This window comes from Rhodococcus sp. NPDC060176, assembly GCF_042728675.1.
GTDB lineage: Bacteria > Actinomycetota > Actinomycetes > Mycobacteriales > Mycobacteriaceae > Rhodococcus_F.
Map to the genome: position 1 here is coordinate 726122 of NZ_JBHWYS010000002.1, position 18708 is coordinate 744829.

Genomic DNA, 18708 nt, shown 5'->3' on the forward strand with positions numbered 1-18708 from the left:
ATGAGCCCCACGCCGTGGCATGCGCAGAGCGGCGAGTCAGTCGTGTCCGCACTGCAGTCGGACCAGGAGCGCGGGCTGCAATCGGCTGAGGCCGACCAGCGCCGACGACGATACGGTTCGAACGAAATCACGTCGACACCACCTCCGTCGACGTGGTCGATCGCGCTGTTACAACTGAAAGATCCGATGAACTTGATGCTGGTCGCCGTTGCTGCGGTCAGCATCGCCATCGGTGAAGTACCGACAGCAATCGTGGTGGCCGTGCTCGTCGTGCTCAACATCGTCCTCGGAACTCGACAAGAGTTGAAGGCGCGGGCCAGCGTCGACGCGCTCGCCAAGATGCAGACGCCTCGAGCGCGGGTCATTCGTGACGGGAACCTGATTGAGCTCGACGCTACCGAACTGGTGCCGGGTGACGTCGTCCAAGTCGAGGCGGGAGACATCATCGCCGCCGATGGACGGTTGCTCGCGTCGACCACCCTGGAGACGCAAGAAGCCGCACTGACCGGTGAAAGCGCACCGATCCCGAAGGACCCGAAAACGCTGAGCAATCAGGATATTCCTCTCGGAGACCGGAGCAATCTGGTGTTCCAGAACACCTCGGTCACTCGCGGCACGGCAACCATGGTGGTCACCGAGACCGGGATGCAGACGCAGATCGGCCAGATAGCGTCGATGTTGTCGGCGGTCGCCCCGGGAAAGTCGCCGCTGCAACGAGAATTGGACTCTCTGACAAAACTTCTGGGGATCATCGCGTGGACGGCGGTGATCGCCATCGTCGTCATCGGACTGATTCGCGGGCAGGATCTGACAACGCTTCTGCTGCTCGGTATCGCAATGGGGGTCTCTGCAATACCGACCGGCTTACCAACTTTCGTTCAGGCGATGCTGGCGTACGGTGCCCGTCAACTGGCAGACGCCAAGGCAGTCGTGAAGAACCTGACCGATGTCGAGACACTCGGCGCGACGAGTGCGATCAACTCGGACAAGACCGGCACGTTGACCATGAACCAGATGACCGTGCGATCGCTGTACGTCCACGGCCGGTGGTACACGGTCGACGGCGAAGGTTACGCCAAGACCGGAAGGATCACGCAGGTTGCCGGCGAGGCACCACCCGACTTCACACTCCTCGCCTACGGGTTGTGCCTCGACAGCGATGCAACGGTTTCCGATTCCGGGGAGGTTGTCGGCGACCCGACCGAGGCCGCTCTTGTGGTGCTCGCGGCGAAGATCGGTGCCGACGCCCCACTCACAAGACGGACTTATCCGCGGGTCGCAACGGTTCCGTTCGATTCCGCGTACAAGTTCATGGCGACGTACCACCATCTCGAAGTCGACGGCGAAAGTCAGTTCGTCGAACTGGTCAAAGGCGGCCCTGACGTCGTCCTCGCTCGGTGTGGTTCGGCTTTCCTCCCCGGCCGTCGACCGGTACCGATCGACGAAGTCCGTGACGAGCTGACGGCAGCAAATCAGTCCATGTCCGAGAAGGGCCTTCGGGTGCTGGCTTTCGCTGTCAGACGACTCGACGGACGGGAAGAAGCCGTCGTGGCGGACCCCATGTCCTTTGTCGAGGACCTGACGTTTGTCGGCATGGCAGGCATCATCGACCCGCTGCGGCCGGAGGCAGTCGATTCGGTGCGCACCGCGCAACGCGCCGGCATCGAGGTCCGCATGATCACCGGCGACCATGCCGTCACCGCCGCCGCAATCGGTGCCGAACTCGGGCTCGGCCCGGGTTCCGTGAGCGGAAGCGATGTACAAGCGATGACCGACGACGAACTGTCGACCGCATTGCCGAACCTGCACGTGTTCGGCCGAGTCACCCCGCAGGACAAACTTCGATTGGTCGATGTCATGCAGCGCAGTGGCGCCGTCGTCGCAATGACCGGCGATGCCGTCAACGATGCCGCCGCGTTGAAGAAGGCAGACATCGGCGTCGCCATGGGCTCTGGCAGCGAAGTGACCAAACAGGCGGGCAAGATGGTGCTCACCGACGACAACTTCGGAACACTCATCACTGCGATCACTTTGGGCCGCAACATCTACGGGAAGATCGTCTCGTACATCCGCTATCAAATGTCGAAGCTCTTCTCGTTGGTTCTCCTCTTCCTCGCTGCCAGCATCTTCAACATCAACGAGGGTGTCGCGCTGACGCCGCTGATGGTGCTGTTCCAACACTTCTTCATCACGCTCTTCCCCGTTGCCGTGATCATGCTCGACCCGCCGCCTCCGGATCTGATGAACAAGCCGCCACGTGATCCCAAGATGCCGATCGCACATCGAAGCGCGGTCGGACAGTGGCTCGCGTACGGCGTCCTGCAATTTGCCGTGACCCTCGCGGCGATGCTTCTCGCACCGGGTGAAATGAGCACTACCGAAGCGAATGTCCCCATGACCACCGCATTCGTCGTCCTGTCTCTCGGTTCCATATTCGCGGGGTTGACCATGCGGCGCGATCCCGAGTCCGGTCTCGTTCCGCCGGTTCTCGGTGCTGTCAAAATCCTGACGATTCCCACGGTCGTCACCGTGTTTGCCGTCGAGGCGGGTGTCCTCCAGGAACTCCTCATGACCACCTCACTGACCGGCGCCCAATGGCTCGTCTGCCTCGGATGGTCGCTCGTCATCCCGGTTGTCGTCGAGTTGGAGAAGGCGATCCGACGCCGCCGCCTCGCGCAGCGACCTGTCCCGATGACCGCGGCCGCCGCGGTTGCCCCCGAACGCGCGCGTGTACTCCGCTGAGGGAGGGACAATCACACGATGATGTGGGCGGAGAGTCTAGGTCGGCTACCGGGCATCGCGACTGCCCGCGGGTATCGCCGCGAATGGCTGCGAACAGACATCACTGCCGGACTCGTCTTGACGGCATTGCTGATCCCGGCAGGTATGGGCTACGCCGAAGCCGCCGGACTGCCCGCGTACGCCGGGCTATACGCCACCATTGTGCCGCTGCTCGCGTACGCACTGGTCGGACCGTCGAAAATTCTTGTACTCGGGCCTGATTCGTCGCTGGCACCGCTGATCGCCGCCGCGGTCATACCGCTCGCTGTGGTCGGCGATTCGGAGAACGCGCTTGCACTCGCCGGGGTTCTCGCCATTCTTGTCGGCCTCATCCTCGTGATCGGCGGATTTCTTCGTCTGGGCTTCGTGACCGAGCTCCTCTCGAAACCGATCCGCCTCGGTTACCTCAACGCCATCGCACTCGTTGTCGTGGTAGGTCAGATTCCCAAGCTGCTCGGATTCTCGGTCGACGCATCCGGCCTCCTCGGTGAAATCGGTGAAATCGGGAAGGCCCTGATCGGTGGCGACGTCGACCCGCTCGCTGCGGCCATCGGTGTCGGCTCACTCGTTGTCATAGTCGCCTTCCGGCTCTGGGTACCTGTTGTGCCCGGCGTGCTGGTGGCCGTTGTCGCGGCAATAGTCTTGTCCGCCGCCGCCGGTCTCACCGATGACATCGGCATGGTGGGAGCACTGCCGGAAGGACTTCCCCTCCCCTCTGTCGGCGGAGTCACCTGGCAGGACGTCGGCCACCTGATCGGGCCGGCGGCCGGTATCGCATTGATTGCCTTTGCCGACACCGGCGTTCTCTCGCGCACCTTCGCCGCACGACACGGCGAGGACGTGAACGGCAGTACCGAAATGAAGGCTATCGGTGTCGCGAACGTGGCCGGCGGTCTCTTCGGCGGATTCCCTATCTCGGCGAGCGGGTCGCGAACTCCGGTAGCCGAACAGAGCGGGGCGCATACGCAATTGGCCGGCGTCGTCGGGGCGCTCGCCGTACTGGTTTTTGTGCTCGTTGCTCCCGGACTTACGGCCTATCTACCCGATGCGACACTGGCCGCCGTCGTCATCGTCGCCGCGTGTGCGCTGATCGACGTACGCGGCATGGTTCGAATGTGGCGGATGAGCACTGTCGAATTCGGCCTCGCTGTCGCGGCATTCCTGGGAGTCGCGCTGGTCGGCGTGCTTCAAGGCATCCTGGTTGCGATCGGACTGTCCTTCGCGGCAGTCATCGCGCAGGTGTGGCAACCGCACAGAACCGAACTCGTCGAAACCGGTGACCTGGCCGGCTTCCACGACGTCGAACGCCATCCAGATGGGCATCGCATCCCCGGGTTGGTGCTGGTGAGGTTCGACGCTCCACTCTTCTTCGCGAACGGCGAGATCTTCGACGAGTACGTTCGCTCCGTCGTCGCCAAGGCGCCGGACCCGGTCGAGTGGGTGGTGATTGCCGCCGAACCGATCACCGGACTCGATACCACGGCCGTCGACGAACTCGTCGATCTGGATACATTCCTCGAAGGCAAAGGAATTCGATTGGCGTTCGCGGAGATGAAAGGTCCGATCAAGGATCGACTCATCCGATTCGGCGTCGGGGATCGGTTCGATTCGACGCATTTCTTCCCGACTCTCGAGGCTGCGGTGAGTGCATTCCGCGCCAGGAACAGCGACTGACTGCACGACGAAGTTGGGAGCATCGGCCGTTTTGGGTACCGTTCGGTATGGGATTCACGACGGACAACGTGCCGGCACGCCGTATCGCTCAGGTCGCCGGCGTGGGCGGTATTGCCGTCGGCGTTGTCGCGCTGATCGCGCTGTACTCCTCCAAACCGATCAACCCGTTGATCGCCGTGGCCTCTTTCGTCCCGATTCTGCTTGCCGTCACACTCGTCGCGTCCCTGATCTGCCTGGCCTTTCGGCGCTGGATCCTCCTGGCGATCTCGGTTGCGCTCATCGCGATCGGCGCTTCGGTGATCAGCCCGTTGTACGTCGCGAACGGTTCCGAAATCGGCGGGCCGTCCCTGCGGGTGATGCAGGCGAATCTTCTGTTCGGGCAGGCAGACCCTGCCAGTTTGACTGCGACGGTGCGCGAGAAGGCAGTCGACGTCCTGACAGTTCAGGAATTGACCGAATCACTCGAAGGATCCCTGCGGGATCAGGGCCTCGAACAACTTTTGCCGTACCGCTTCTCGATGCCGGACAACGCCGGCGGTGGTGGAGCAGGAATTTACAGCCGCTTCCCGCTGACGGATACGCGAGAGCTGAACGGCTTCGGACCCACGAATCTGGTTGCAACAGTAGGTTTCTCTACTCCGTTCACGCTTCTGGCGGTGCACCCCGGGCCGGCGTACGTCACCCCGCCCGACGTGTGGACTGCCGAGCTGAGCACTCTCCGGAACGCGCTCGACACCGCTGCCGCCGAGGACAACGTCATCGTCAGTGGTGACTTCAATACGACCTTCATGCACAAACAATTCCGAGACCTCCTCGACGTCGGCTACTCCGACGCCGCAGATCAATTGGGCGTCGGCATCGTTCCCACCTACCCCGCCGACAAGCGATTCCCTGCGATAGTCGGCATCGACCACGTAGTTCTGCGCGGCGCACAGGCGAAGTCGCTCGAGCGAATCCAGATCGAAGGTTCCGATCACCACGGCTTGATCGTCGACGTGACCATCCCCGAGTAGGCAGGGAGCATCCCGCCACGCACGAATACGGTGCAACTCACCCGTGCCTGGGCATGCTCCGACCCGACACATCTATCGTCCGATGGAGGTGATGCGGCGTGCGCAGGACTATCGATCGATCTACCACGGATACGCCCGGGAACTGTTCGGCGAGATAACCTTCCAATCGCTGCACGTCGTCGATCGAGCGAAGCCACACTGCCAGTGCGATGTCGTAGCTGCCGATAGTCGAAGCAACAAGCCTCGCTTCTCGCAGGTGCGCAAGGCGCTGGGCAATTGCCTCCTTTCGCGCGTCGAGACGTAAGAAGTACCAGGCATAGACCGGCCAGCCGGAGTATGGCCGCGCAATCTCCGTGCGGACGACCAGCCGCCCAGTCGACAGCTCGTGCGACAAGAGCGCCCCGGCGCGAGCCGCTGTCACTCCGAGCACTGCGGCGAGGGCAGAGATAGTAATTCGTGGTTCACGAGAAAGGATCTCGAACAGCTGCGACTGTTCTTCTTCGCTGGCACGAACACCGCGAATCTTCGACGGCGGGGTCGACTCGAGCGCGGCAACTTCGTCCGCGTCGAGAGCACGTAAACGCCAGTTTCGGGCGTCGGAGTTCGCCGAGGACACGATCTGTGTTCGCATCGCGGTGATCATCGGCAGCGATTGTGTTCGCTCCAAGACGTACCGGGACAATTGGTCGAGGTCAGTACACGTGAGGGTGACGAACAGATCCCGATTGCCAGTTGTGAGATCGACTGTGAGTACTTCGGGATCGTGTGCGATCTGTTCGGCAACGCGCAGGGTCTGCGCCGGAGCGCATTCGATCTCGAGAAGTGCGGTCGCCGACACAATGGAGGCCCCACGGTAGGCAGCGATCCAGGCAATCCCTTGCGAGTGAAGGCGCTCCCAACGCCTGGTCAGCGTGACCGGATCGGAACCAATGGCGCGCGAAAGCTCGGACCACGACGCTCGCGGCCGGATCTGCAATGCGTTCAACAGTCGAAGATCTTCGTCCTTGAGCATCTGATCCTGCACCGGGGACCTCACTTTCAGAAAAATCCTGCACCGAAACAGGATCGAAACGCGTTGATCCTAACTTCATGACATCAATATTCCACCAAATCCTGAACCTCGAGAACGCTCACGTCTTGCGTTCGTTCGCCCCTCGAGAAAGACACCGACATGACCGAAGCATTTCCCGTCTCGCATGACGATTCTCCGGTTCGCGCCCCAGCCACGACGCAGAAGGTCATTTTCGGCATGAGATCGCCACGGCTGTGGATCGTGGTGATTCTGCTCCTCGCTCTTGCGGCAGGCGCCCAACTGATCGGCCCCGCAGTGATTCCCGTCGGCGCTGCCGCTATCACCATCTTGCCCATGGTGTGGGGACTGATCGCCGGCGGTGTCGTCTCGAGCCAGAAGTGGAAACCCCTAGGCCTCGACCTTCAGGCCGCAGCGTCGGCAATCATGGGTCTTGCGGTTCTCTTGCTCTGCGCAAGACTGTCTTTCACCATCGGCCCGAACATCCAATTGTTGTTCGACGCCGGCCCCGCACTCCTGCTACAGGAATTGGGACATTTGTTCGGCACGATCGCGCTCGCACTCCCACTGGCTGTACTCCTTCGAATGGGACCGGCCACCGTCGGAGCGACGTTCTCCATCGACCGTGAGGGCTCCTTCGCGATGGTCAGCGAACGATACGGCCCCGATTCCGACCAGTACCGTGGCGTCCTGTCGATGTACGTTTTCGGCACGCTCTTCGGTGCCGTGCTGATCAGCCTGATTGCATCGCTGGCTACCTCTTTCAACATCTTCGACCCCCTCGCGTTGGCGATGGGCGCTGGAGTCGGATCCGGCTCGATGATGGCCGCCGCTGCCGCGAGCGTCGTCTCGGCGCACCCCGAGATGGCCGATCAGGTACTCGCCGTGGCGGCCACATCCAACATCATCACCGGTCTCCTGGGCGTGTATGTCGGCATGTATGTCGCGCTCCCCCTTGCTGATCGAATCTACGGCGCACTCACCAAGCGCTCGAAGGTGACCACCGAACAGAAAGCCCGGACTGCTCCCCGAGCAGTTGCGCCGAGCGTCACCGTGCCGTTGGCAACTGTCATTCCGATTCTGTTCGTCGGAGGAGTCATCGTCTCCTCGATCGCGGCGGGTGGGATGTCTCGCTCGATCATCGTCGGATACCTGATCCTCACCGGCTTGTTGCTCCTGGGCGTTAGCGTCGCCCGCCTGACACGCGGAAAGATCGCGGCGATGATCGCAATCATCACCATCGGCGCGTTGGCGACCACGCCATGGTCCCCCATCGGTGATTTCGTCTCGAGCACCGTCGGTACTGTCGACTTTCTCTCGATCTGCACCCTCACCTTGACTGTCGCAGGTCTCAGCCTCGGCAAGGACCTCCCTTTGCTCAAGACGATCGGCTGGAAGATCGTCCCCGTCGGAATCGTCGCGATCCTCGCCTCGTACCTCCTTTCTGTGGTCGTCGCGGAGTTCGCGCTCGGCCTCTGGCACTAGAACTGCAACCACAGACACCGCGATCCAAAGATACTGGGAACCAAAGACGTTGAAAGGAAGCAATATCCATGTCCATCGCTGACACCCTCACCCCCACAGACTCGGTTTCGAGCACGATCGAGAAGTGGGCATCACGCCTCATCGACGTCAGCCACACCATCCATGCTCACCCGGAGTTGGCATTCGAAGAGCATCGTGCATCGGCCCTCTTGGCCGACGCCGCGCAGGAAGCCGGCTTCACGGTTACTCGCGCCGCCTACGGCCTCGAGACGGCATTCGAAGCGGTTCGGGGCTCCGGCCCTTTCCGCGTCGTCGTCTGCGCCGAGTACGACGCCCTCCCCGACATCGGTCATGCATGTGGACACAATGTCATCGCCGCCGCCGGACTGGGCGCAGCCATCGCGCTCGGTGAGGTCGCGGAGGACTACGGGCTGACTGTTGTCCTCCTCGGTACGCCGGCCGAAGAACACGGCGGTGGGAAAGTCTTGCTCCTCGAACGCGGCGCGTGGGAGGGCGCGGCAATGTCGATCATGGTCCACGGCGCTGCAGGTGAGGACGTCAGTTGCACTGTCACCGGAACGCAAGCAGTTGATCGTTTCGACGTGACCTACTCCGGACGGGCCGCACACGCGGCCGCCGCACCACACAAGGGCATCAACGCAGGTGACGCCGCCACGATCGCACTGGTTGCCATCGGACTCCTACGTCAACAGCTCCCTTCCGACGTCAGACTCAACGCCTACGTCGAACACGGCGGAGAAGCTACCAACATCATCCCGGCCTCGACTCTGGTCCGAGCGGAAGTTCGGGCCGCAGATCTCGAGGTGCTGTTGGACGCCAAACGTCGAATGCTCGCCTGCTTCGAGGGCGGCGCGGTGGCCAGCGACTGCGCCTGGTCAACCGAACGCGCCGAACCTCGCTACGAGGAACTGGTTCAACATCCGGTGTTGGCAACTATCTGGGACGAGGAGATCGCGAACCTGGGCCGCATCGCGGCCGCCCGAACTCCCCTGACCGGTGGTTCGACCGACATGGGCAACGTTTCGAAGGCGGTTCCCTCGATCCACCCGATGATCGCGTTGCGCGGTGTCACCGGAGTTCCTCACACGATCGAATTTGCCGCTGATGCCCGCTCCTCAGCGGGTGACGAAGCTGTTCTACACGGAGCAATTGCAATGGCGCGCACGGTGATCCGAGCCGCTACCGGAGACTCTCGCTCCGATCTACTGACGATTGCGGCCCAGCGCGAGTCAGGAGCGACCACCGTCACGAGTGCCGAATGAGCACCAATGGCGTCTACGTTTCCGCTCTCGAATTCTTCTCCATCGGCATCGGACCGTCCAGTTCACACACAGTCGGTCCGATGCGAGCCGCCCACGCTTTTGTCGGCGAACTCGAATCTGCCCGATTGACCGATCCGGTCGACCGAATTCGCTGCAATCTGCACGGCTCTCTCGCGGCCACGGGTATTGGCCACTGCACTCCCGACGCCGTGATCGCGGGACTTCGTGGGTTGGATCCTGAAACGTGCGAGCCCGCCGACGTGCACGGCCCGTTTGCCGAACTGTCGGACGGTGGATCGGTGATGCTCGCCGGTGGCTCACTCGGACACGTCGTTTTCACTCGTGACGACATGGTGTTCGAACCGCTCGTTCGCCGGCACGGGCACCCGAACTCGATGACCCTGACGGCATTCGAAGGTCACGAAATCGTCTACACGAGTACATATCTGTCGATCGGTGGCGGGTTCGTAGTGCGCACGGGAGCGCAGACACCAGAACCCACGCACCCGATCGACTCCCACTACCGCACCGCGAAAGAGCTACTGGCGGAATGTGGCTCCGGAACTATCACCGAACTGGCGTTGGCAGACGAAATCGCGATGCACGGCCAGAACCGAGCGCTCGCCGGGATCGACGCAATCTGGTCCGCGATGCGCGCCTGCATCGAGCGCGGCATGCATACCGTCGGTGTGCTGCCCGGAAAACTCGGAGTTCGCCGACGAGCACAATCAGCGAAGAGCCAACTGGAACAACGCAACTGCGCACCCTCCTCACGCGAGTGGCTGACCGTCTACGCCATGGCGGTCAACGAAGAAAATGCAGCAGGTGGCCGCGTTGTCACGGCCCCGACCAACGGTGCGGCAGGCATCGTGCCTGCGGTGCTCTACCACCACATACGCGCGACCGGCGCCGGCGTTCACGACGTTCGGACATTTCTCCTCACTGCGGCCGCAATCGGATCGATCATCAAGGCGAATGCCTCGATCTCCGGCGCGGAGGCCGGGTGTCAGGGTGAGGTCGGAGCCGCCTGTGCGATGGCGGCGGCCGGTCTGTGCGCCGTCATGGGCGGATCGCCACGACAAATCGAGAATGCCGCCGAGATTGCCATGGAACACCATCTGGGCCTGACCTGCGATCCGGTCGGTGGTCTGGTCCAGATCCCGTGCATCGAACGAAATGCCGTCGCTGCTTCGACTGCGGTCACCGCGGCTCAACTCGCATACCTGGGCGACGGAACGCACGTGGTGAGCCTCGATACCGTCATCGAAACCATGCGCCAAACCGGAAACGACATGTCCGTGCGCTACAAGGAAACCAGTGAGGGCGGCCTCGCCGTCAACGTGGTCGAGTGCTAGCAGAGTCACGCGTGATCGAAGATTTCCCTTCGCTGCATCCGACCGAGGGCGGAGGCCATCGCGAAAAACATCATCCCCACGTCCGATGAACTCCGGTGCACCGATTCCTACACTCGAGGACATGACTTTGTGGACGGTGACCGGATGATCGCTCATCACGCTGGAGGTATCCCCCTGCACAATTCTCCACTGCACAACACTGCGGGGCCGTCGCGCTCAGCGCAGTCCTCCGGTCGCAAGATCGCCGCGCTGATCGCGTTGGTCGCCGTTATCTCCGCTGCCTTCGTTTTCGGCCCGGGGATGCTGACCAGAAGGCCGGGCGATGGGTATGCAAACCAGGGGGAACTCGTCGAGACGGTCCGTGCCGCGTTCGTCGAGCACTGGAGTTCCGGTGTCCAAGCCTTCTCTCCCAGCTTGGAGTCCGCTGTCGATTACTGGATGCGGTACCACGTGGCCAAGGCAGTGATCGCGGTAATCCTGCTGACGGTTCTGCTCGCACTCGGCCGCATGCTCAAGGCGTCGTTCGTGAACGCCGGCCCTCTGACGGCTGGAAAGAAACTCGCATTCGTCTCGGCGGGAGGGCTGGTCACGCTCCTCGCGATGTTTTCTTCGGTGCTCGTGATGGCCAATGTCCAAGGTGTCGTTGCACCCTTCTCTTCGCTGATCTCGATGCTGCCCGTGGGCGAGGCAGACGGGGAACTCGCCGAAACTCTCGGGCAGGTCCGCCAACAGCTCGCTCAGACGACGGGCACCGGCAACCAGCAAAGCCCTGCCCTCGACCTGATGATCAACGACTTCGCGCAGTATCACTTGGCCATGGCGGTGATCGCGCTGATCGCGGCAGTACTTTCACTGACCGTGGCTGTGGTCGTGTGGGTGCGCTTCGCCAGAACGGCGCGATCCGACAGACGAGCGAGGCTCGGGTTGGGGTCGATAGGTCTTCTCATTGCACTGTTCACGCTGGGATTGATCGTTGTCGGCGTAGCAAATACGGGCACCGCGGCCGACCCGGCACCCGCGCTGGCGGCGTTCTTCGACGGCGGACTCTGACCCAAGTCAAGGGTTCAGGGAGGGTTTCAGGCAGGGGTTCCGTAGTCCCCCGGTACCGGTTGAGGAGGTACCTGGGGACTGCGGCAGCCGTACCGGGGGTCGATGTGCACGCCTCGTCGGGCAGGCAGAGTTCGACTCATGAAAATCGGAGCAAGACGCATCATGCTTGTCGGCTTGTGCAGCGCCATGGTTGTCGCCGCTGTAATCAGCTGCAGCACGGACAAATCCACAGACAATCCGACAGCCACATCCGACAAGGTCATGGACTCTGCCGTCACCGACCAGCTCGATTCGATCATCGACGCAGCGGTGAATTCGACCGGGATTCCCGGTGCGATGGTGGGCATTTGGGGACCCGACGGCAACTATGTCAAGGTTGCAGGAGTCTCGGACACGGCAACCAAAGCACCGATGGAAACCGACTTCTACCACCGGATCGGCAGCGTCACCAAGACATTTACTGTGACTGCCCTGCTGCAGTTGGTCGACGAGGGCAAGATCGGTCTCGATGATCCGATCTCCAAGTACGTCGATGGCGTCACGGAAGGTGATGCGATCAGCTTGCGCCAGCTGGCGGGGATGCGCAGCGGCCTTGTGGACTACACAACGTCCGAACAGTTTGTCATGGAATATCTTTCGGATCCTCGCCGAGCTTTCACACCTGAAGAGCTCGTGGGGTACGTCAAGGATCTCCCACTTCAGGTTCGACCAGGAACCACCGTCGACTACTCGAACACCAACACTATTCTGCTGGGAATGGTGATCGAAAAGGTCTCCGGCTCAAAACTGTCGGAAGTCATCGACACCAAGATCGCGACACCACTCGGGATGGAGCACACCAGCTTTCCCACCACCAACGCGTTCCCGAACCCGCACGCACAGGGGTACACCAACCAAACGCTCGACGAATCCGTGACCGCGGCAACGGATTGGAATCCGTCGTGGGGCGGCGCCGCGGGTGCGATGATCTCGTCGTTGGACGACATGCGCATCTGGGTTCCGGCCTTGGCCAAGGGCGATCTCCTCACCGACGACACTCAGAAGCAGCGCCTGCAAACCGTGAACTTGAGCGAAGGGGACGACAGTTCCGGGTACGGACTCGGATTGTTCAACAGCGGCGGCTGGATCGGTCACAACGGAAGCCTGCCGGGCTATAAGACAGTCTCGGTCTACTTGCCCGAGAAGGACACCACCCTGGTCGTCTTCATCAACACCGACATCGACGGCGAGACCGACCTGACCAGCGCTCTGATGGTGCCCATCACCAAGCTGATCAGCCCGGACCACGTTTACGGCTGATCACTCCGATCCAACCGACAATCGGATAAAAGTGACATATCGGGTTCGATCTGTCGATAGGCTCGATCATCGACAGATCGAACCCGAAAGAGGCGCTCATGGGATCGTTGAACGACTGGCTACTCAACAGTGACAACCCGCTTGTGGGGATTGTCGGCGGCATCCTGCTGACGATCGCGATGCTTTCCGGTGGAACGGGTATGCAGCCCATCGCGTGATCCAACGAACATGTTCGTAACGAACATGTTCGTGTATGGTGGAGCCATGCCCACTCACCCAGCAAGTCCATCGAGCCGACGCAATCGCCCGGCCAAACCCGCACTGACACGCAAGGGCATCGTCAGTGTGGCGGTGGATATCTTGCGCTCGGAGGGGCTACAGAAGTTGACAATGCGTCGACTCGCCCTGGAACTCGACACCGGACCCGCGTCGCTGTACGTGTACGTGCGAAACACAGCCGAATTGCACGCCGCGGTTCTGGATGAGCTGCTCGGAGTCGTCGACCTCGCCGAAAATACTTCCGGCACTTGGCAAGCGCGCCTCGAACGGGTGTTGACGTCCTACACGGCCGTATTGTTCGATCATCCCGGCCTTGCCCAGTCGGCTCTTGTTTCGCGGCCAAGCGGAGTTCACTACGTACGCCTGCTCGAACGCCTGTTGGCATTGCTCGACGAGGGCACGGTTCCCTCGGCTCAAGCCGCCTGGGGCGTGGACCTCCTACTTCAGTACGCGACGTCCACTGCTGCCGAGCATTCGGCGCCGAACAACGTCTCGGACACGGACGCCCGGTGGAACGCCTTGACCGACGCAATCGAGCACGCAGACCCGCAGACGCACCCCCTCGTCGCGAGCCATTCCACAGCCCTACTTGCCGGTGAACCCACCGCACGCCTCTCCTGGGGATTCCGAACGCTCATCACGGGCATCGAGAACACCCCACTCACTTCTTAGGAACCCACCATGAACCACTACCCCATCGCAATCATCGGCGCCGGCCTCGGTGGCCTCACGCTCGCCCGAGTCCTCCATCAGCACGGAATCAATTCGGCGGTATTCGATCTCGAATCCGGACCGACGGCCAGAACTCAAGGCGGGATGCTCGACATCCACGAGGACTCCGGCCAGATCGCACTTCGTGCCGCCGGTCTGTACGACGAGTTCCGCGCACTCGTTCATCAAGGCGGTGAACAGATGCGCGTTCTCGATCGAAATGCCGTCGTGCACCTGAGCGAGGAGGACAAGGGAGACGGCGACCGCCCCGAAGTCGACCGCGGGCAACTGCGCGACCTACTACTCGGATCGCTGCCGAAAGACACCGTCCATTGGGGAGCCAAAGTGCGCGGCGCGCATGCACTGCCGGACGGTCGACACGAAGTTCATCTCGCGGACGGCTCCCACTTCACCACCGATCTTCTGGTCGGCGCCGATGGTGCGTGGTCGAAAATCCGTCCACTGGTTTCACACGCCACCCCTGCATACACCGGAATATCCTTCGTGGAGTTCGACCTCCACGACGCTGACAACCAGCACGCGGAATCCGCCGAAACAGTCGGCGGCGGAATGATGTTCGCGCTCAGTGCCGACAAGGGCTTCCTTGCCCATCGTGAGACGGACAACAGTCTGCACATCTACGCTGCCCTCCGAGTTCCCGAGAGTTGGGCTTCGAGCGTCGATTTCTCCGACGACCACATTGCGAAGAAGATTCTGCTGGAACACTTCTCGGACTGGGACGAGTCGTTCCGGTCGATGATCGTCGAAGCGGACAGCTCGTTGACCCCTCGTCCCATCCATGCCCTTCCCATCGGACACAGCTGGAGCCGCACTCCCGGGGTTACTCTGCTCGGGGACGCGGCCCACGTCATGTCGCCGTTTGCCGGAGAGGGCGCGAACCTGGCAATGCTCGACGGCGCCGAACTCGGTCAAGCGATCGCGTCACACAGCGGCGCGGAGGAAGGACTCGCTGCCTACGAAGAGCGACTCTTCCCGCGCAGTGCCGTATCGGCACAACAGTCGGCTGATGGTCTGGACATGTGCTTCGGCGAGAACGCACCCCAAGGGCTCCTGGACATGTTCAACGCACATGGGTGACCTGACCGCTTCCGGCTAGATCGTCATATCGTCATGAGCAAGCGACGACGACAGCGCACGGTGGGCTTCGACCTGATCAAGCAATTCGTTGGCCTTCTGCTCAGCCGCGGATACCGCGTCGGCTCCGGCAACCCAACGACGTGGAGGTAACGGCGAATCGACAAGCGTCACAAGCGCCGACGCAAGTTTTACCGGATCCCCGCCCTGGAAGCCGTTCATACTCTTCCACGCTTCGACGGTCTCGCCGGTCCGAGCGTCGTAGTCGGCGATCGACAGTTCCGGCCAGATCGACGACGCACCTTCGACGAGCAGTTCGGTGCGAAAGAATCCCGGCTCCACGACGGTCGTGCCGATACCGTACGGTTCGACGTCGAATCGCAAGGACTCCATCCAGCCTTCCAACGCAAATTTCGACGCAGCATAGGATCCGCAAAATTCCTGACCGCGCAGGCCCGCAATAGAACTGACGGTCACGACGTGTCCACTCCGTTGCCGACGCATCACTGGTAACACCGCCCGTGTCACATTTGTCGGCCCGAAGAAGTTGGTCTCCATCTGAGCGCGAAGTTGCGCCGGGCTGACAACTTCGAAGAACCCGGCGTAGAAGTTTCCGGCGTTGTTCACCAGCACGTCGATTCCACCGAATCGTGCAACTGCCGTGTCCACCGCAGCATATGCGGCATGTTCGTCGGTGATGTCCAAGGCAATCATCAACAGGTCGTCATGCTCACCGATCGCTGCCGCGACACGGTCCGCATCACGCCCGGTTGCCACCACTGCGTGCCCCGCGGCAAGGGCCGCCCGCGCAATGTCGACTCCCATGCCCCGGCCTGCGCCGGTAACAAACCAGACCTTCTTGTCACTCATGCGTACTGTCCTCTCGTTTGACGAGTCCAGTACAGACCAGGTTCCATGAGGGCGGGAGTGCCTGCCGTTCCGGGTACCAGCAGAACCCCTCAACGCCCCGACTACTCGCGCAGAGTCGTCAAGAAGGCAATACGGTCGCCGCGGTAGAGCGAACGAACGCGCTCGATCGGCACACCCTCCGGATCGACGGAGGTCCGGTGCAGCAGAAGCATCGGCATCGAGGTCGTGGACTCGACGAGCGTTGCCTCCCGCGGTGAGGCAAGTACCGTCTCGATTCGTTCGGTAGCGGAGGCGAAGACCACGCCGATGGAGCGGATGGCAGCGTACAGCGATGTCGTCGCGTCGAAGGCGTCGAGCATCTCACCGAATCTGCTGTCCGGCAAGAACGTTGATTCGAGCCCGATCTTCTCGCCGTCGGCGAAGAGGACACGCTCGAGATGAACGACGGTGTCGCCCACCTCGATACCCAACTCGGTGGCGAGACCGTCGTCGGCCGACATTCGTTCGAAGGTCACGACTTCACGACTGGGCACTCGCCCAGCGCTCAGCGCGCCCTCGGTGTAGGAACGAAGCGAAAGGGGCTGCACCAATTTCGGACTCGCAACGACGGTTCCCCGCCCACGCCGCTCGATCCGTCCTTCGACGAGCAGATCGCGAAGCGCTTGACGGACCGTCTCACGAGCGACGGTGAACCGCGATGCCAGTTCCCGCTCCGACGGGACGGCATCACCTTCCGCGAGCCCACTGAGAATGGTCTCGATCTCGGTGCGGACGCGGTAGTACTTCAGCTCCGGCTCGATCACGACGCTCGAGGTCCCCGGCCCGGTGGACGTCTGCTGATTCATGGCGCAAGCGTACAAGAATTCGGTCTATACCAATTGTTAACCTGGAGTTCGTCTCGATTCCCCCTATTGGTCTAGACCAAACGTCACTATCTCTACATGCGAATTTTGATTGTGGGCGGAGGAATCCTCGGAACGGCGCACGCCGACGAGGCAATCCGCCGGGGACATGAGGTTGTTCATCTCGAACGCGAGCCGGAAGCCCGCGGTGCCACGGTACGGAACTTCGGACTCGTCTGGGTATCCGGGCGAGCTCCCAACGAACTCGAAGCCGCGCTACGCTCGCGCGAGTTGTGGGCAGACCTTTCCGCCCGTGTCCCCGGCGTCGGATACCGACCGGCGGGTTCGATCACCCTCATGCGCACCGAGGAGGAAGTCGCGGTCGCGCAGGAAGCGTTCTCTCGGCCGGACGCTCACAACAGAGGGTTCGCGCTCCTGGATCCCGACGCCGTTCGTGCCGTCAACCCAGCACTCCGAGGGAAGTTCCTGGGTGGACTGCACTGCAGCCTCGACGCTGCAGTCGAATCACGGCAAGCGCTCCCCGCCATCCGGTCGCATCTCGATGCCAGCGGCCGTTACACCTTCCATGCCGGAACAGAAGCTCGTGAGATCACGACGAACAGCACCGGCGTACACATCCGCGACGACCACGGCCGCAACTTCGACGCCGATCTCGTGATCGTCTGCCCCGGAGCAACACTCGGTGGATTGGCTCGCGATCTCGCCGGAGATCTCCCCCTGCGCCGTGTGCGCCTACAGATGATGCAGACGGCCCCACTCGGCGAAAAGCTCACCACCGCAATCGCAGACGGCGACAGCTTCCGCTACTACCCCGGTTTCGCCGGATCGGCCCTCGATCACCTTCGCACCGTGCAGCCGCAGGAACCGACTGCCGATGCGCACCGCATGCAGCTCCTGTGCGTGCAGCGCTTGCATGGCGGGCTGACCATCGGCGACACCCACGAGTACGAGGAGCCGTTCGACTTCGACGTCGACGAGGCGCCCTATCGCCATCTGTCCACAGTGGTGGAAACACTTCTGGGACGCGATCTTCCGCCCATCGTCAAGCGATGGGCGGGCGTCTACAGCCAGTGCCTCGACCCCTCACAACTGGTTCACCGCGCACAGGCCGCCGACAACGTCTGGGTGGTTGCCGGCCCCGGTGGCCGCGGTATGACGCTCGGCCCGGCACTGGCAGAACAAACCGCCGACCAGCTCGGTCTCTGAATCCTTCTGACAAGAAAGACTTCTCATGTCTCCCATCACCCTTGCCGTTCTCGACATGGCCGGCACCACCGTCGCCGACGACGGACTGGTTCTTCGCGCCTTCGCTGCCGCCGCTGAAGCCGGCGGACTGCCCGACGAAGGCCCGGAAGCCGATGCCGCTCGCCAGTACGTCCTCGACACGATGGGCCAGTCGAAGATCGTCGTGTTCCGCGCGATCTTCGGTGACGAAGACCGCGCCCAGGCCGCGAACGCCGCCTTCGAAACCACGTACGACTCCCTCATCGACCAGGGGCTCGCCGAGCCGATCCCCGGCGCGGAGAAGGCGATAACCACACTCCGCGAGGCCGGCATCAAAGTTGCCTTGACCACCGGGTTCAGTCGATCGACGCAGGATAAACTCCTCGTCGCGCTCGGCTGGGAAACCCTTGCCGATCTCACCCTCTCCCCCGCCGAAGCCGGTCGCGGTCGCCCGTTCCCTGACTTGATTCTGACTGCGCTGCTCAAACTCTCGATCGACGACGTCCACCAGATCGCCGTACTCGGCGACACGTCCAACGACGTGCTCAGCGGCATTCGCTCCGGCGCATCGATAGTTGCCGGAACTCTGACCGGCGCTCACGACGAGCAACAACTGCGCGACGCCGGTGCCACCCACATCGTCCCGTCCGTGACGGAGTTCGCCGAACTCCTCACCCACCCCTGATCTCACCTCCG

The 18708-nt window shown here is 62.2% G+C and carries 15 protein-coding genes; 12 read left to right on the forward strand and 3 right to left on the reverse strand.

Annotated features, from left to right (window positions below):
- From ACFWEM_RS11730 to ACFWEM_RS11740, 3 genes are read left to right on the forward strand one after another with little or no spacing between them, the layout of a single operon-like run.
- The gene (locus ACFWEM_RS11730; protein WP_378533676.1) at nt 1–2742 is read left to right on the forward strand and encodes a cation-translocating P-type ATPase; all 2742 of its coding nucleotides are present in this window, start codon (nt 1–3) and stop codon (nt 2740–2742) included.
- 18 nt (nt 2743–2760) lie between these two features.
- Nucleotides 2761–4455, forward strand: a complete 1695-nt coding sequence (locus ACFWEM_RS11735) for a SulP family inorganic anion transporter (RefSeq protein ID WP_378533678.1) — start codon at nt 2761–2763, stop codon at nt 4453–4455.
- A gap of 47 nt (nt 4456–4502) precedes the next feature.
- Nucleotides 4503–5468: an endonuclease/exonuclease/phosphatase family protein gene (locus tag ACFWEM_RS11740; RefSeq protein ID WP_378533680.1), complete on the forward strand. Its 966-nt coding sequence runs from the start codon at nt 4503–4505 to the stop codon at nt 5466–5468.
- 37 nt (nt 5469–5505) lie between these two features.
- Here the strand turns inward: ACFWEM_RS11740 and ACFWEM_RS11745 are convergent, their stop codons facing one another.
- Nucleotides 5506–6492: an Lrp/AsnC ligand binding domain-containing protein gene (locus tag ACFWEM_RS11745; RefSeq protein ID WP_378533683.1), complete on the reverse strand. Its 987-nt coding sequence runs from the start codon at nt 6490–6492 to the stop codon at nt 5506–5508.
- Between the two features lie 147 nt (nt 6493–6639).
- Between ACFWEM_RS11745 and ACFWEM_RS11750 the strand changes: the two genes are divergently transcribed.
- The 7 genes from ACFWEM_RS11750 to ACFWEM_RS11780 all read left to right on the forward strand — a co-directional run bounded on the left by ACFWEM_RS11750 (nt 6640) and on the right by ACFWEM_RS11780 (nt 15058).
- Nucleotides 6640–7983: a DUF3100 domain-containing protein gene (locus ACFWEM_RS11750; protein WP_378533685.1), complete on the forward strand. Its 1344-nt coding sequence runs from the start codon at nt 6640–6642 to the stop codon at nt 7981–7983.
- A 68-nt stretch (nt 7984–8051) separates the two neighbouring features.
- Nucleotides 8052–9266 (forward strand): amidohydrolase, encoded by a 1215-nt coding sequence (locus ACFWEM_RS11755; RefSeq protein ID WP_378533687.1) that lies wholly within the window; start codon nt 8052–8054, stop codon nt 9264–9266.
- Nucleotides 9263–10621 (forward strand): L-serine ammonia-lyase, encoded by a 1359-nt coding sequence (locus ACFWEM_RS11760; protein ID WP_378533689.1) that lies wholly within the window; start codon nt 9263–9265, stop codon nt 10619–10621. The genes ACFWEM_RS11755 and ACFWEM_RS11760 overlap by 4 nt, the downstream gene beginning before the upstream one ends.
- 144 nt (nt 10622–10765) lie before the next feature.
- Nucleotides 10766–11671: a hypothetical protein gene (locus ACFWEM_RS11765; protein ID WP_378533691.1), complete on the forward strand. Its 906-nt coding sequence runs from the start codon at nt 10766–10768 to the stop codon at nt 11669–11671.
- Between the two features lie 138 nt (nt 11672–11809).
- Nucleotides 11810–12970 (forward strand): serine hydrolase domain-containing protein, encoded by a 1161-nt coding sequence (locus tag ACFWEM_RS11770; protein ID WP_378533693.1) that lies wholly within the window; start codon nt 11810–11812, stop codon nt 12968–12970.
- Nucleotides 12971–13234: 264 nt separating this feature from the next.
- Nucleotides 13235–13921: a TetR/AcrR family transcriptional regulator C-terminal domain-containing protein gene (locus ACFWEM_RS11775; protein ID WP_378533695.1), complete on the forward strand. Its 687-nt coding sequence runs from the start codon at nt 13235–13237 to the stop codon at nt 13919–13921.
- Between the two features lie 9 nt (nt 13922–13930).
- Nucleotides 13931–15058 carry an FAD-dependent oxidoreductase gene (locus ACFWEM_RS11780; RefSeq protein ID WP_378533697.1) on the forward strand — a complete coding sequence of 376 codons (1128 nt, stop codon included), beginning with the start codon at nt 13931–13933 and terminating at the stop codon, nt 15056–15058.
- A gap of 15 nt (nt 15059–15073) precedes the next feature.
- Here ACFWEM_RS11780 and ACFWEM_RS11785 read toward each other — a convergent pair whose 3' ends face one another.
- Together ACFWEM_RS11785 and ACFWEM_RS11790 are read right to left on the reverse strand one after the other, a co-directional pair.
- Nucleotides 15074–15925 carry an SDR family oxidoreductase gene (locus ACFWEM_RS11785; protein WP_378533699.1) on the reverse strand — a complete coding sequence of 284 codons (852 nt, stop codon included), beginning with the start codon at nt 15923–15925 and terminating at the stop codon, nt 15074–15076.
- 101 nt (nt 15926–16026) lie between these two features.
- Nucleotides 16027–16770 carry a GntR family transcriptional regulator gene (locus ACFWEM_RS11790; RefSeq protein ID WP_378533701.1) on the reverse strand — a complete coding sequence of 248 codons (744 nt, stop codon included), beginning with the start codon at nt 16768–16770 and terminating at the stop codon, nt 16027–16029.
- 96 nt (nt 16771–16866) lie between these two features.
- Here ACFWEM_RS11790 and ACFWEM_RS11795 point away from each other — a divergent pair, with 96 nt between their 5' ends.
- Nucleotides 16867–17994, forward strand: coding sequence for a TIGR03364 family FAD-dependent oxidoreductase (locus ACFWEM_RS11795; protein ID WP_378533704.1), 1128 nt, complete (start codon nt 16867–16869; stop codon nt 17992–17994).
- A gap of 25 nt (nt 17995–18019) precedes the next feature.
- Complete coding sequence (locus ACFWEM_RS11800) at nt 18020–18697, forward strand: phosphonatase-like hydrolase (protein ID WP_378533706.1); 678 nt, start codon at nt 18020–18022, stop codon at nt 18695–18697.
- The last annotated feature ends 11 nt before the right edge of the window (nt 18698–18708 follow it).

Bases quoted from the DNA above. Each gene is read 5' to 3' on its own strand.
- ACFWEM_RS11800 (WP_378533706.1), top strand. From the start codon at position 18,020: ATGTCTCCCATCACCCTTGCCGTTCTCGACATGGCCGGCACCACCGTC.
- ACFWEM_RS11770 (WP_378533693.1), top strand. From the start codon at position 11,810: ATGAAAATCGGAGCAAGACGCATCATGCTTGTCGGCTTGTGCAGCGCC.
- ACFWEM_RS11765 (WP_378533691.1), top strand. From the start codon at position 10,766: ATGATCGCTCATCACGCTGGAGGTATCCCCCTGCACAATTCTCCACTG.
- ACFWEM_RS11780 (WP_378533697.1), top strand. From the start codon at position 13,931: ATGAACCACTACCCCATCGCAATCATCGGCGCCGGCCTCGGTGGCCTC.
- ACFWEM_RS11735 (WP_378533678.1), top strand. From the start codon at position 2,761: ATGATGTGGGCGGAGAGTCTAGGTCGGCTACCGGGCATCGCGACTGCC.
- ACFWEM_RS11795 (WP_378533704.1), top strand. From the start codon at position 16,867: ATGCGAATTTTGATTGTGGGCGGAGGAATCCTCGGAACGGCGCACGCC.
- ACFWEM_RS11755 (WP_378533687.1), top strand. From the start codon at position 8,052: ATGTCCATCGCTGACACCCTCACCCCCACAGACTCGGTTTCGAGCACG.
- ACFWEM_RS11785 (WP_378533699.1), bottom strand. From the start codon at position 15,925: ATGAGTGACAAGAAGGTCTGGTTTGTTACCGGCGCAGGCCGGGGCATG.
- ACFWEM_RS11790 (WP_378533701.1), bottom strand. From the start codon at position 16,770: ATGAATCAGCAGACGTCCACCGGGCCGGGGACCTCGAGCGTCGTGATC.
- ACFWEM_RS11730 (WP_378533676.1), top strand. From the start codon at position 1: ATGAGCCCCACGCCGTGGCATGCGCAGAGCGGCGAGTCAGTCGTGTCC.
- ACFWEM_RS11740 (WP_378533680.1), top strand. From the start codon at position 4,503: ATGGGATTCACGACGGACAACGTGCCGGCACGCCGTATCGCTCAGGTC.
- ACFWEM_RS11750 (WP_378533685.1), top strand. From the start codon at position 6,640: ATGACCGAAGCATTTCCCGTCTCGCATGACGATTCTCCGGTTCGCGCC.
- ACFWEM_RS11760 (WP_378533689.1), top strand. From the start codon at position 9,263: ATGAGCACCAATGGCGTCTACGTTTCCGCTCTCGAATTCTTCTCCATC.
- ACFWEM_RS11775 (WP_378533695.1), top strand. From the start codon at position 13,235: ATGCCCACTCACCCAGCAAGTCCATCGAGCCGACGCAATCGCCCGGCC.